This is a genomic window from Variovorax sp. CCNWLW186, assembly GCF_037203865.1.
In the GTDB taxonomy this organism is placed as follows: Bacteria; Pseudomonadota; Gammaproteobacteria; order Burkholderiales; family Burkholderiaceae_C; genus Variovorax.
In genome coordinates, this window is record NZ_JBBCBO010000007.1 from 12782 (window position 1) to 25028 (window position 12247).

Here is a 12247-nt window from a genome sequence, read left to right on the forward strand (position 1 = left end):
AGGCATTAAATTTGAGCAAATGAATATGTTTTTCTTATTCTCTGCGCAAAGAAACTACCTGCAGAGCCAGCGCGAATCAATTCCTCATAGACCTCTCGCGGTACATCGTAATATTCGTAGACAGAACCATTCACAAACTCCACCTCAAGAACTGAAGTAGATTCATCGTGACCAACTGAAGACAAATTCGTTGAACTAATTGGCTGACGTTCCATTATTTTCTCCGATTTTACTTTCTTGATTCCGCCAAGCAGCGACCAACTTATCGTACGACTCCTCCGACCGAGGCTTGCTCCACTGCACCCCAATTTCTGGGTCGGCGCTATTGGGATATTTGCCATCGGGTAGCATATTGAATCTGCATCTCGTGGGCAGCTGAGCGGCTTCACCCACGATAATAGCTTCACCCGTTCTAAGAATGGGTAGCGAATCAATTATTCCTGCAAGTCCTTCCGACATCGCAGCCTTAACGATCCCTCGGTCGGTCGAATTGTTTATTCGAAGCGCTATCACAGTGCCGCATTGCGAGAGAATCGTCTCATCTATCTCTGACGGCCGCTGACTCACGATCATCGCGCCTACTCCGAACTTACGGCCCTCTTTTGCGATTCTCTGAACCATTTCCTTCGAAAGTCCAGATTCACCTTTGCTCAAATACCGATGAGCCTCTTCAAGAACCACAAGCAAAGGGCGTTGACGCATCCCTTCTTTAAGACCTCTACCCCAAATGGCAGCCTCGAAGATAATGTCCAACACTGATCCAAGCAAAAGACTGAGGCGAGCAGATGGCATTCCCGACAGATCGAATATGGTTATAGGCTTGTCATGGCCAAACCATTCCTGCAGCAGGCAATCCAGATCTTTTTCAATTACCCCGTCGGCATTAGGACTCCAAGCACCTGGCTCGAGCAAAAACGAATATTGGGAATCCAACAACCGCGACTTCATCATATCGAGCTGCCGCTTCATTGCTCCAGTTCCACCCTTTTTTGGCAAAGATGTACCGGGCCCGGGAGGCAAAAACTTTGGAGCGACGAGACTCTGAAAATCTCCTTGTCCACCTGTCACGAAAGCAGGAGTAGTCATGGCCGCATCTAGAAAATTAACCCCATCTTCGTAACAGAGTTCATACCATATTTTTTTAATCCGGTACGGAAGTGGCGTATTGCTAGTCACTTTAAGCGGATCAATTCCCGTTATCTTGTTGGCAGCAATGCCGAGTTTTTTCTCCTCGACGCTCTTATCCATATAGAGCGACCTTTGCGACTCGTTTGGATTGCTACACAGAAATTCAATCAACTTTTCGGGGGACAAGCACCAATATGGTATGTAGAGCTGATTTTCCCCAGAGGGCAGCACAGAAAACGTTTTTGAAATATCTCCCAATGCAGAACCATATTCGCCATGAATATCTATCAACAATATGCGCGAGGATGGAAGTGCTGCATGATCTCCCCTTAAGACCATAGAGCGCAATAAACTGGCAGTACTCGTAGATTTTCCAGATCCTGTTGACCCAAGAACGGCAGAGTGTCTTGCAATGAGCTTGTCGAGGTCCAAGCTAACTTCGATACCTTCTGAACTGGATAGTCTGCCTATTTGAAAGTGACTCTGCGAAGTTCTTTTGAAAATCCGCTTTAAATCGCTGTCGACGACGAAATGCACCTGATCTCCGATACTGGGATACTCGCTGATCCCACGATCAAAAGACATCCCGACCGCTTCGCCCACCAATTCAACTTTAATCCATTTACGCTCAGCGGACATTTTCGCGTCATCGTCGATTTTCGATGATTCACTAGATTCTGCGATTACTCCATACAATTGGTTATAGCCCAATGGGATTTTTACAAAACTTCCCACTTGCCCGATTCTGTAATTTCTGCCCTCGAGAACCACAATTCCAGACTCAACTGAGGCCGCAAGCTCGACAACTACTGAAGAGCTCGAAACAGCGCTTACGACTCCCAAAAAGGTCGGTTGCGTCATACCGTCGCCTCGGTTGCGCTACTAGAAATTTCTTCTTGAGCGATATCGCTTCCCGCCGTTGCGAGAAATCGAGCAAGCCTTTTGAAATCGCCGAGCAAAAAATTTCCGTCTCTGAAATACTCAGCTCTTATTTCATGCCAATGTTTCGTGGGCGGATTGCCGATTTTCCATTTCGCCTCCACTCCGTTGATTATTGCACCGTCACTACAAAACACGCTGATTCCGGGGCATTTCAGCGCTAACCCCTTAGCATATGATTCCGTTTCCAGTGTTCCGAATTGAAATGCAAATAGTGCCGCAGTTGGATTCGCCAGCAGACACTCAAGTAATTTCGATGAGATATGGGCATCTGCAAAGGAAAATCCAGTGCTCATAATAAATACATCTGGCTCCAGCACAAAACTCTTCAGGCGCTCGAACAGCGACGAAAATGGCGCCGCTTGAGTTTGGTCATACTTAATATGAGATGGATACACCATATTGGCATTTTTAGAATTAGGAACTCGCACGACTTCACCTTCACCAGTGGCCTCCCAACCAATTGATCCGTGTAGTTTCCATAAACGCACCCATCTTGCCGGCAGATCATTTTTAGAGATACTTGATGGATCGAAGAAAGCATTTTTCGATCCGCTAAATCCATCAAAATATGGCGTCTTCGCACGTTCCAACGCGCTTTCCATCAGAAGATCATAATTGGTCGTAAATATTTCGACGCCAAATCTTCTGGTTACCCCGTTGATCCATGACACAAGTTCCGAATAAGGATTCGCGGCGGCCGGAAGTTCCTTCGATACCACCTCTCGTATGACGTTGCATACGGCCTCGGAAAGCTCTGTAAAATTCTTGCTCGTAAAATCAAACAGACTCCCGTCACCGGTCACTTCCGCCAGCATACGAATCCTAGAAAGCACCTTTTCGAGATTGGGGTTCGGAAGTGTTTTTTTTATTTCCAAATAAACCGCTGACTGTTCTTTTTTCAACCCGTCTAGAACGAGCTTTTCGAGACCCGCAATATTAGGTATAAGCGGCTGCCAGTTGCCATGAGTACCAACATTAATACTCACCGGAGCGCCCGCACCCAACAATATCCCAATCTTCTTTCGGCCATTTGTGGCGAGCTGCCTAAACCCAAACATATGTTGATCTGGATTGTGGGCCGCGTTTTCCATAGATTTTTCGATTTAACAAGCAAGATTAGAAGGAAGGCAAGCAGACTGGCGTGTTGCAAGAAATTACCGTTTAATCACGCTATTTACATTTTTCCAAGCGGTCAATCGGGGTTAACTCTTGCCTCTCCTGTGCATTTGGTCCGTGCAGGTATGAAGGATGAAGATGTATCGGCCGATGCAGATAGGCTTTGCTTTGAGCGGTGAGCCGCTGCGTCATTCGGATCTTCCAGCATCAACTGTTAGCGGTGCGACGCCCCCCTCCTCGACCTCCGGAGGAGCTGCGTTGAGTTCGACGCGAGCTTTGCGCCGCCTTCGGCTGCAGGCAGACGGACGGCCGCCCTCCACGCACGAATGAGAGCTGAGGGCTAGCACCGCCAAGGTTCTGCAGGCGGGTGTGTGCACGTTGACCATTCGGCAAGCAGGCGCTGGCAAGCCGATTCCTCTTTTCGCGCAAAACACTGGATAAATTCACAGATCGTGATAGCCGGGAACTTGCGTGCCCAGAAAACCGTCCTATGCGCTCCCCCCATCGGCGGCTCTCACGCCCACTGAACGGCGATCTCAATTCAGAAGTCAGTGAGAAGAGTTCGAGAGTCAGTGAGAATCGACACCGACAGCTTTGGCTATCGACCCGATAGAAACTTAGGGGGAACCCTTGGCTTAGCACTCCCTCTAATCGAGTGCTAATATGCCCAATACAAAGGAGTTTCCCCTGATGACCACGCTGTCTGGAGCCTCTGCCAACCAGCTCGCCGTCGCCAATCCATGGTCGATGGTGCCGCCGCTGGGCAACCTGGATGCTTATATTTCGGCCGCCAACCGCCTGCCGATGCTCACGCTCGAAGAAGAGCAGGGCTTCGCACGCCGTTTGCGCGACCACAACGACCTCGAAGCGGCCGGTGCGCTGATCCTCTCGCACCTGCGCCTCGTGGTGTCCATTTCGCGCCAATACCTGGGTTACGGGCTGCCTCACGGCGACCTGATCCAGGAGGGCAACGTCGGCCTCATGAAGGCCGTGAAGCGCTTCGACCCCGACCAGGGCGTGCGGCTGGTGAGCTACGCCATGCATTGGATCAAGGCCGAGATTCACGAGTACATCCTGAAGAACTGGCGCATGGTCAAGGTCGCGACGACCAAGGCCCAGCGCAAGCTGTTCTTCAACCTGCGCTCGATGAAGCAGGGCTTCAAGGCCGACTCGGCCGCGGCCGACAACGGCACGCACCGCGACACGCTGAGCCCCGACGAGGTGTCGCAAATGGCGACCCGGCTCAACGTCAAGCCCGAAGAAGTGCTCGAAATGGAAACCCGCCTGTCGGGCGGCGACGTACTGCTCGATCCGGGTCCGTCGGACGACGGCGATGAAGCCTTCGGCCCGATCGCCTACCTGGCCGACGCCACGCAGGAACCGACCGCCCTGCTCGAATCGCAGCAGCGCGACCGGCTCTCGAGCGACGGCATCGCCACGGCGCTCGAGGCGCTGGACGAACGCAGCCGCCGCATCGTGGAAGAGCGCTGGCTCAAGGTCAACGACGACGGTTCGGGCGGCATGACGCTGCACGACCTGGCAGCGGTGTACGGCGTGAGCGCCGAGCGCATTCGCCAGATCGAAGTCGCGGCCATGAAGAAGATGAAGAAGGCGCTGGCCGACTACGCGTAAGCCTCGCTCGGCTCTTCGACTAAAAAAGCGCGGCCATGCCGGGCTTTTTCATTCATTCACGCCTGCTTAGAAAGCGTTCGCAGCGCCCGCTTGGCGATGTACCGGGTTGCCGGCGTGTCCGACTCGTCGGTCCAGCGCGTGCAGAGCCGGTCGACCCACTCCGGCTGGGTCTTGCTCGCGTCGTTGAGCCAGTTGGCCACCGAGTTCTGCACATAGCGGCTGGGGTCGGCGCGCAGCGGCTCGATGAGCGGTAGCGCGCGCCAGGGCTCGGCCTTGAGCGCCTCGATCTGCGCGCACCACACGCCGCGCGGGCGCGTGAGCTCGCTGGCAAAGCGGCGGATGTTCGGGTCGGCATCGGCTGCCCAGGGCTGCAGCAGCACCAGCGATTCGTCGAGCGAGCCGATGACGGCTTCGCGCACCGCCATCCAGGCGATTTCGCGCACGCCGAAGTGCGAGTCGGCGGCAAAGCGGCGCACCGCCTGCAGCTGCGCCGCCAGCGGCAACCCGGAAAGCGCCACCCACTGTGCGGCCCAGCAGCGCGCCACGTCGCTGGCGTGCGTGGCCAGCCGGTGCGCGACAGCATCGCGCTCGGCATTCAGCGCCGCCAGGTCGTAGAGCGCACGCGCAATGTGGCCGTGCCGCTGCATCGGTTTGAAGGCGCCGAGCATCGCGAGCGTGTCGACCAGCCGCTCGCTTGCCGGATCCAGGCCGATATGGCCCGCCACGCTGCGCGCCAACTGCGGCAGCCCCAGCGCCAGGAATTCGTTGAGATTGACGGTCTCGAGCAACCCGTCGTTCAGTGCGCGCAGCACTTCGGGCGGAATGAGCGCGATGCGGAACGCGCCCTTGCGCGTCTTCAGGTGATCGACCGGGGCGAAGGCAACAACGGCAGCGTCCATCGGCTGGTTCAATGCCCGTTCAGGCCTTGAGCAGCGCCTTCACGTCGGACACCATCGGCGCCACGCCGGTGCCGTAGCGTGCGTAGAGGCGCACGCGGCCTTCGGTGTCGTAGACGAAGCTGGCCGCCGAATGGTCCATCGAGTAGCTGGTCGGGGTCTTGCCCTCGACCTTCTTGTAGTAGACCTTGAAGTCCTTGGCGACCGCGGCGAGCTGCTCGGGCGTGGGAATCAGCGCGACGAAGGCCGGGTCGAACGCCCCCATGTAGGCCTTGAGCACTTCGGGCGTGTCGCGCGCCGGATCGACCGTGACGAACACCACCTGCAGCTTGTCGCCGTCGCTACCGAGCTGCTGCTTGACCTGGGCCATTTCGGTCATGGTGGTGGGGCACACATCGGGGCACTGCGCGTAGCCGAAGAACAGCACCACCACCTTGCCCTTGAAGTCGGCCATGGTGCGGACCTTGCCGTCGGCGTCTTTCAGCGAAAAGTCCTTGGCGTAATCAGCGCCGGTGATGTCCACCGCGTTGAAGCTCGGCTTGGGTTCGCTGCAGGCCGAAAGCCCCAGGCCGAGAGTGGCGGCAGCACCCGCCCACCCTGCACTGCCGACGATCAACTTGAGAGCATTTCGCTTGTTCATGGATACGGACATTTCGATCAGCGGAGATAGTGGTCGACGAGCAATGCCGCGAACAGCACGCTCAGGTGAATGAGCGAAAACCGGAAGGTCTTGCGCGCCAGCGTGTCGGAGTAGTTGCGCCAGAGCGCAAAGGCATAGCCTGTGAAGCCGATGCTCACGCCCACCGCCACGGCCAGGTAGAGCCAGCCGCTCATGCCGTAGATGAAAGGCATGAGGCAGGCCGCGAACAATATGAAGGTGTACAGCAGCACCTGCAGCCGCGTGAACTCGTTGCCGTGCGTCACGGGCAGCATCGGCAGCCCGGCCTTGCGGTAGTCCTCGACACGGTAGAGCGCCAGCGCCCAGAAATGAGGCGGCGTCCACAGGAAGATGATGAGGAACAGGATGAGCGCCTCGGGGCCGACCTCTCCGGTCATGGCGGCCCAACCCAGCACCGGTGGCATCGCGCCCGAGGCGCCGCCGATCACGATGTTCTGCGGCGTCAGCGGCTTGAGGATCACGGTGTAGATGACGGCGTAGCCGACGAAGGTCGCAAAGGTCAGCCACATGGTGAGCGGGTTGACCTTGAACCACAGCAGCGCCGAGCCGGCCACGCACAGCAGCGCGGAGAACACCAGGGCCTGCAGGTCGCTGAGCTGCCCGCGCGCGGTGGGCCGCCAAGCGGTGCGCTTCATCTTGGCGTCGATGCCCTTCTCGACCAGGCAGTTGAACGCCGCCGCCGCACCCGCGACGAGCCAGATGCCGGCGCAAGCCAGCAGTGCGCGCTGCACGTCGGGCCATGTCGGGGCACCGGGTACGGCCAGCACCATGCCGATGAGGGCACAGAAAACGATCAGCTGCACCACGCGCGGCTTGGTCAGCGCATAGAACTGGCGCAGCACATTGGCGGTGCTCGCCTGTTCCACGGAAATCGGCGTGCTCACGCGGTAGCCCCCCTCTGGTTGTCTTGCAGGGCGCCGGGCGCCTTGTCCTTGTTGTGTACGGCGGCGGCCGCGGTCCCGCGGCGGCTTTCGCAGATTGCCCAGGTCAGCACCACCGCCAGCGCAGCGGCGCCGCCCGTGTGCAGCACGGCGGCGGCGAGCGGCCACCCGAGCAGCACGTTGCCCAGGCCGGTGGCAAGCTGCAGCAGGGCCAGGCCCGCGAGCCATCCGGCTTGCGGCCGCAGCGGCTCGATGCGGCGCAAGCGCCATGCGAGCACACCCAGCGCGGCAAACACCGCGTAGGCCATGAGCCGGTGCGCATAGTGAATGGCGGTGAGCGCCGAGAAATCGAGCGGCGCGCCGCTGCCGGTCACGCCGAGGTGGCGCCAGATTTCGAAGCCCTGCGCAAAGTTCATCGGCGGCCACCAGCTGCCTTGGCAGGTCGGAAACTGGGTGCAGGCCAGCACGGCGTAGTTGGTGCTGACCCAGCCGCCGAGTGCAATCTGCAGCAGGAGCAATGCAGAAGTGGCAAGCAACCCGTTGCGCAATGCGGGCGAAACGGCAGTGGGCAGCCGGTCCGCGGCAGCCTGCCGGTAGCGCACGGCCTGGATGCACAGCAGCACCAGCAGCACCACGGCGCCCAGCAGGTGAAGCGTGACGATCGCGGGAAAGAGCTTCCAGGTCACGGTGAGGGCGCCGAATGCGCCCTGCAGGCAGACCCAGACCAGCGTTACCGCCGGCCACCATGCGCTGAGGGTGGCGTGTTCGCCCTCCGCCGGCACGGGCAGGCGGCGCTGGCGCCGCCTCACGACCCAGGTGGCGCCTGCGAGCACGAGGATGAGCACGCCCACCCCGGTGGCGAGGTAGCGGTGGACCATTTCGACCCATGCCTTGCTGTGCGTCACCGGGCCGGTCGGCTGGGCCGACTGCGCCATTGCAATTTCGTGGCGCGCGCCGACGGGGCTCGCGTTGCCGTAGCAGCCGGGCCAGTCAGGGCAGCCCAGGCCCGAATCGGTGAGCCGGGTGAAGGCGCCGAAGAGCGTGAGGTCGAAGGTGAGAAACAGCGTGAGCACGGTGAGTGCGTGCAGCCGGCGCGCCGGACCGGCGCCGGCATTGCGGCGCCACACCCACACCAGCGGGCCGAGCGCGATCAGCACGCCGGCCGCCATCAGCCAGGCGATCGGTGTGAGGTCGTAGAGCGAGCCGGTGTGCATGCGGTGTCAGCGGCCGGGCTCGTCCCAGGAGGCGGAAGCGCGCAGCAGGCGGTCGAGGTCGCGCTTGGCGCGGCTGGCACCCTTGGCATCCATGCCGGCCGGAAAACGCATCATCCAGTTGCCCATGGGATCGACCACGTACAGGTGCTCGGCCAGGGAATGGCCTTGAACCGGCGCAAACCACTGGGCAAGCTGCTCGGCAGGCACGCGCAGCACGGTGGCGCCGCGCAGGCCGTTCTCCAGGCGCGCGGGCACGGGGGCCGCGTCGCTCACGAGCCAGACGCGGTCGAGCCGGTCTTTTTCGCGGCCCAGGCTTTCGCGCAACTGGCGCTGCAGGTAGAGCTGTTGCTCGCACAGCGCATTGCAGGCCGCGTCGGCCACCGCAACCAGCAGCCACTGCCCCTTGAGCGTGGCAACGTCGACCGGCGCGCCGTTGCGGTCGGTGGCGGTGAGCGCCGGCAGCACGCGCTGCGGATCGATGAGCTCGCCATAGACGCTGCGGCCTTCGGGCCGGATCACGTAGTAGGTGAAGTAGGACGCGATGACGGGCGCGGCGCACATCAGCATCACGGCAATCATTTTCCAGCGCCCGACGACCGTGCGGCGGCCCTCGGCGCCGTCGAGTGCCTGGTTGGGCGACGGCATCGAGTGCACCGTCAGGCCCAGGGGTTCGTCAGAGGCTGCTTGCATCGTGTGTGCGGCGCCTGGAGCGGCGGAAGGGGGCAATGAATTGGAACCAGACATAGAGGATGACCACGAGGGCTGAGAGCCCGAACCACTGGAATGCATAGCCGTAGTGCTTCTCCAGACCCAGTGCGGGGGCCGGCCAGTCGCGCTGCAACCCCTCGGAAGCGGGGCCGACCTGCTGCAGCGACACGTCGGTGCGCAGCGGCAGCTTGGTTTCGGCGCGGAACGCTTCCAGGTCGAGATTCTGCCGGATGGGCGAAGACCCCTCGCCCTCCGGTGCCGAGGCGGCGGCCGTCGGCTTGCCGAGTTCGAACAAGTGGCCGGGCGGAGGCTCGATCAGGCCGGTGACTTCGACAATGCCCACCGGCGTCTCGACCGCGCCCAGTTGCGTGCGGTCATTGAAATTGCGCTGCACCCAGCCGCGCTGCACCATCACGGCCTGGTCGCTGCCTTCGAGGGCGAACGGGGTCAGCACATAGAAACCGGGCACGCCGTGCATCTGCCGGTTGTCCAGGTAGACCGTCTGCGGCGTCAGCCAGAGGCCGCGCAGCCGCACGGGCCTATGAAGCGCGCCGGCCGGCGCTTCCAGTGCGAGAAATTCGGCCTGGCTGAGCGGCGGCTTCTGCTTCTGGGCTTCGATCTCGGCCTGCAGCGCCTCCTTCTGCGCTGCGCGCGAAAGCTGCCAGCGGCCCAGCGACACCGTCGCGGCCAAGGTCAGCACGGCAGCCAGCGTGACCAGCAGGAAACGGCCTCGCCTCGGCGCCTTGGCGGCGGGTTGCAGCGGTTCCGGCGTCACTGGAAGGGATGGGGCGCGCGGCCGATAATCGGGGTCATGAAATACTTCGTCGCCCTGGCTTTCGTGGGCATCTTCGCGAGCCTTGCCTTTGCGCTCTTCTACATGCTGAAAGACGGGCGCAACGGGCGCGCCAAAAGCGGCGGCATGGCGCGCGCGCTCACCTTTCGGATCGGCATCTCCGTGGTTTTGTTCCTCTGCATGCTGCTCGCCTGGAAACTCGGGTACATCCAGCCCACCGGGCTCCCGCTCGGCAAGTAGATGGTGCTCGTTCCACGAGAACCATGAAAAAGGCGCCTTTCGGCGCCTTTTTGTTTGTATGCCGCGGGTTTCGCTCAAAGCCAGTAGACCAGCACGTAAAGGCCAAGCCACACCACGTCGACGAAGTGCCAGTACCAGGCCGCGCCTTCGAAGCCGAAGTGACGCTCCGGCGTGAAGTGGCCCTTTTGCAGGCGCAGCGTGATGAACAGCAGCATCAGCATGCCGATGAACACGTGCAGGCCGTGGAAGCCGGTCAGCATGAAGAAGGTCGAGCCGTAGGCACCCGAGCTGAGCTTGAGGTTCAGGTCGGTGTACAGGTGGAAGTATTCGTAGCCCTGAACACCCAGGAAGACCACGCCGAGCAGCACGGTGAGCCACATGAAGCGGATGCACTGGGCGCGATGGTCGGCGCGCAGCGCATGGTGCGCAATGGTGAGCGTGACCCCCGAGCTCAGCAGGAGCGCGGTGTTGATCGTGGGCAGCCAGAACGGGCCGACGGTCTGGAAGGGCTCGACGATGTCGGCCGGCGAACCGGTGGCACCAGCGGCAATGCTGGGCCACACGGCCTTGAAGTCGGGCCAGAGCAGCGCGTTGTCGAGGCTGCCGAGCGCCGGCAGCGCATGGGTGCGGGCCCACCACAGCGCGGTGAAGAAGGCGCCGAAGAACATCACTTCGGAGAAGATGAACCAGCTCATGCTCCAGCGGTACGAGAGATCGATCTTGTGGCCGTACTGGCCGCTTTCGCTCTCGCCGATGGCGGCGCGGAACCACACGAACAACGTGGCAAGCCACACGACCATGCCGAGCAGCAGCGACCACGCGCCCCACTGGTGGCCGTTGATCCACTGGCCGGCGCCAAGAATCACGAAGAACAGGCCGATCGAGGCCATGACCGGGTAGGCCGATGGCCCGGGCACAAAGTAGTAGGGCGTGGTGCCGTGGGTGGTTGAACTCATATCAGCTCCTGGCTTTCTTTCTTCTCTCGATTCGATTCGATGGGGTCTGGATGTCGTGGGCCCTGCGGCGTGCGGTCAGGGCGCAACCACGTAGCGCACAAGCAGCACCAGGCCGACGATGAAAACAATGACCGCGGCAAATGCCACCGCGATGATGTGCAGCGGGTTCAGCTTGGCCAGGTCGTCCTGGTAGGCGCTTTTCTTCCGCACGCCGAAGAACGACCAGCAGACGGCCTTCACCGTGTCCCACAGCGTGGCCTTGCGCGGCGGCGAATTCGGGTCGGCGGTCACGAGCGGGGCTCATGGGCGGCATTGGAAACAGCTGCGACCGGCGCCGCCGGCGTCTTGCCGCCGACTTCGAAGAAGGTGTACGACAGCGTGATCGTCTTCACGTCCTTGGAGATCTTCGGATCGATCACGAACGCGACCGGCCATTCCTTCTTCTCGCCGGGGTCGAGGGTGTACTGGTTGAAGCAGAAACACTCGAGCTTGTTGAAGTACGGCGCGGCCTGCTGCGGCGCATAGCTCGGGATGGCCTGCGCCGCCATGCGGCGGTTCTGCACGTTCTGGAACTCGTATACCACCGTGTTGAGCTGGCCGGGGTGCACCTGCATCGTCCGCGCGGCGGGCTTGAAGTCCCAGAGGCCGCCGCGAACGTTGGAGTCGAACTCGACCGTGATGGTGCGACTGGTGTCGACCTGGGAGTTGTCGGGAACGCGCACGTTCTTGCCGCCGCTGGCGCCGCCCGGCACTTCGAGCTCGTTGAGCGCGAGGATGTTGATGCCGGTCATTTCGCAGATGGCACGGTAGAGCGGCACCAGCGCATAGCCGAACGCGAACATGCCGCAGGCCACCACGGCCAGCTTGCCGACCATGCGGACATTGGCGCGCTTGATGCGTTGACCGAGGCTCATGCGTGCAGCTCCGTTCGCTTCAGCGTCCGCTGAACCAGATCATGCGGACCAGGAATCCGAGAAAGAACATCACGGCGATGGAGGCCAGCGTGAGCCCCATGCGTCGATTGTTCCTTCTTTGTTCGGGCGTGGTCATTGTCGTCATGCG

15 protein-coding genes are annotated in these 12247 nt (G+C 60.7%); 2 read left to right on the top strand and 13 right to left on the bottom strand.

All coding sequences use genetic code 11. From position 1 onward, the window contains the following. Positions 1 to 5 precede the first annotated feature (5 nt). From V9K97_RS27285 to V9K97_RS10525, 3 genes are read right to left on the bottom strand one after another with little or no spacing between them, the layout of a single operon-like run. Positions 6 to 215, bottom strand: coding sequence for a KTSC domain-containing protein (locus V9K97_RS27285; protein WP_443303072.1), 210 nt, complete (start codon positions 213 to 215; stop codon positions 6 to 8). Beyond that, on the bottom strand, positions 196 to 1989 hold the full coding sequence (locus V9K97_RS10520) for an ATP-binding protein (protein WP_337317912.1): 1794 nt from the start codon (positions 1987 to 1989) through the stop codon (positions 196 to 198). Before V9K97_RS10520 ends, V9K97_RS27285 begins: the two co-directional genes overlap by 20 nt. After that, the gene (locus V9K97_RS10525) at positions 1986 to 3161 is read right to left on the bottom strand and encodes an SIR2 family protein (RefSeq protein ID WP_337317914.1); all 1176 of its coding nucleotides are present in this window, start codon (positions 3159 to 3161) and stop codon (positions 1986 to 1988) included. The genes V9K97_RS10520 and V9K97_RS10525 overlap by 4 nt, the downstream gene beginning before the upstream one ends. Positions 3162 to 3876: 715 nt before the next feature. On the opposite strand from V9K97_RS10525, the gene rpoH reads away from it, so the two are divergent. Further along, a complete protein-coding gene (gene rpoH, locus V9K97_RS10530; protein ID WP_018906715.1) occupies positions 3877 to 4818 on the top strand; it encodes an RNA polymerase sigma factor RpoH in 942 nt (313 codons plus the stop codon). A gap of 56 nt (positions 4819 to 4874) precedes the next feature. On the opposite strand, the gene V9K97_RS10535 is transcribed toward rpoH, so the two are convergent. The 6 genes from V9K97_RS10535 to V9K97_RS10560 are packed head-to-tail and all read right to left on the bottom strand — an operon-like array spanning position 4875 to position 9971. Beyond that, positions 4875 to 5717, bottom strand: a complete 843-nt coding sequence (locus V9K97_RS10535; protein ID WP_337317916.1) for a DNA alkylation repair protein — start codon at positions 5715 to 5717, stop codon at positions 4875 to 4877. 19 nt (positions 5718 to 5736) lie between these two features. Continuing rightward, a complete protein-coding gene (locus V9K97_RS10540) occupies positions 5737 to 6354 on the bottom strand; it encodes an SCO family protein (RefSeq protein WP_337317918.1) in 618 nt (205 codons plus the stop codon). Positions 6355 to 6371: 17 nt separating this feature from the next. After that, positions 6372 to 7277, bottom strand: a complete 906-nt coding sequence (gene cyoE, locus V9K97_RS10545; protein ID WP_258502264.1) for a heme o synthase — start codon at positions 7275 to 7277, stop codon at positions 6372 to 6374. Then, on the bottom strand, positions 7274 to 8488 hold the full coding sequence (locus tag V9K97_RS10550; protein WP_337317922.1) for a COX15/CtaA family protein: 1215 nt from the start codon (positions 8486 to 8488) through the stop codon (positions 7274 to 7276). Before V9K97_RS10550 ends, cyoE begins: the two co-directional genes overlap by 4 nt. A 6-nt stretch (positions 8489 to 8494) precedes the next feature. Beyond that, on the bottom strand, positions 8495 to 9178 hold the full coding sequence (locus V9K97_RS10555) for an SCO family protein (protein ID WP_126747065.1): 684 nt from the start codon (positions 9176 to 9178) through the stop codon (positions 8495 to 8497). After that, entirely contained in the window at positions 9162 to 9971 is an 810-nt protein-coding gene (locus V9K97_RS10560) for an SURF1 family protein (protein ID WP_337317925.1), read from the bottom strand. Before V9K97_RS10560 ends, V9K97_RS10555 begins: the two co-directional genes overlap by 17 nt. A gap of 36 nt (positions 9972 to 10007) precedes the next feature. Here V9K97_RS10560 and V9K97_RS10565 point away from each other — a divergent pair, with 36 nt between their 5' ends. Then, positions 10008 to 10229, top strand: a complete 222-nt coding sequence (locus tag V9K97_RS10565) for a twin transmembrane helix small protein (RefSeq protein ID WP_258502269.1) — start codon at positions 10008 to 10010, stop codon at positions 10227 to 10229. Between the two features lie 74 nt (positions 10230 to 10303). Here V9K97_RS10565 and V9K97_RS10570 read toward each other — a convergent pair whose 3' ends face one another. The 4 genes from V9K97_RS10570 to V9K97_RS10585 all read right to left on the bottom strand — a co-directional run bounded on the left by V9K97_RS10570 (position 10304) and on the right by V9K97_RS10585 (position 12244). Then, positions 10304 to 11185, bottom strand: coding sequence for a cytochrome c oxidase subunit 3 (locus V9K97_RS10570; RefSeq protein WP_126747068.1), 882 nt, complete (start codon positions 11183 to 11185; stop codon positions 10304 to 10306). Between the two features lie 75 nt (positions 11186 to 11260). Further along, a complete protein-coding gene (locus V9K97_RS10575; protein ID WP_126747069.1) occupies positions 11261 to 11476 on the bottom strand; it encodes a DUF2970 domain-containing protein in 216 nt (71 codons plus the stop codon). Then, the gene (locus tag V9K97_RS10580) at positions 11473 to 12099 is read right to left on the bottom strand and encodes a cytochrome c oxidase assembly protein (protein ID WP_258502270.1); all 627 of its coding nucleotides are present in this window, start codon (positions 12097 to 12099) and stop codon (positions 11473 to 11475) included. The genes V9K97_RS10575 and V9K97_RS10580 overlap by 4 nt, the downstream gene beginning before the upstream one ends. A gap of 19 nt (positions 12100 to 12118) precedes the next feature. Beyond that, entirely contained in the window at positions 12119 to 12244 is a 126-nt protein-coding gene (locus V9K97_RS10585) for a cytochrome oxidase small assembly protein (protein WP_443303079.1), read from the bottom strand. Between the last annotated feature and the right edge of the window lie 3 nt (positions 12245 to 12247).

Bases quoted from the DNA above. Each gene is read 5' to 3' on its own strand.
- V9K97_RS10565 (WP_258502269.1), top strand. From the start codon at position 10,008: ATGAAATACTTCGTCGCCCTGGCTTTCGTGGGCATCTTCGCGAGCCTT.
- V9K97_RS10520 (WP_337317912.1), bottom strand. From the start codon at position 1,989: ATGACGCAACCGACCTTTTTGGGAGTCGTAAGCGCTGTTTCGAGCTCT.
- V9K97_RS10525 (WP_337317914.1), bottom strand. From the start codon at position 3,161: ATGGAAAACGCGGCCCACAATCCAGATCAACATATGTTTGGGTTTAGG.
- V9K97_RS10550 (WP_337317922.1), bottom strand. From the start codon at position 8,488: ATGCACACCGGCTCGCTCTACGACCTCACACCGATCGCCTGGCTGATG.
- V9K97_RS10540 (WP_337317918.1), bottom strand. From the start codon at position 6,354: ATGAACAAGCGAAATGCTCTCAAGTTGATCGTCGGCAGTGCAGGGTGG.
- rpoH (WP_018906715.1), top strand. From the start codon at position 3,877: ATGACCACGCTGTCTGGAGCCTCTGCCAACCAGCTCGCCGTCGCCAAT.
- V9K97_RS10555 (WP_126747065.1), bottom strand. From the start codon at position 9,178: ATGCAAGCAGCCTCTGACGAACCCCTGGGCCTGACGGTGCACTCGATG.
- V9K97_RS27285 (WP_443303072.1), bottom strand. From the start codon at position 215: ATGGAACGTCAGCCAATTAGTTCAACGAATTTGTCTTCAGTTGGTCAC.
- V9K97_RS10585 (WP_443303079.1), bottom strand. From the start codon at position 12,244: ATGACGACAATGACCACGCCCGAACAAAGAAGGAACAATCGACGCATG.
- V9K97_RS10535 (WP_337317916.1), bottom strand. From the start codon at position 5,717: ATGGACGCTGCCGTTGTTGCCTTCGCCCCGGTCGATCACCTGAAGACG.
- V9K97_RS10570 (WP_126747068.1), bottom strand. From the start codon at position 11,185: ATGAGTTCAACCACCCACGGCACCACGCCCTACTACTTTGTGCCCGGG.
- V9K97_RS10580 (WP_258502270.1), bottom strand. From the start codon at position 12,099: ATGAGCCTCGGTCAACGCATCAAGCGCGCCAATGTCCGCATGGTCGGC.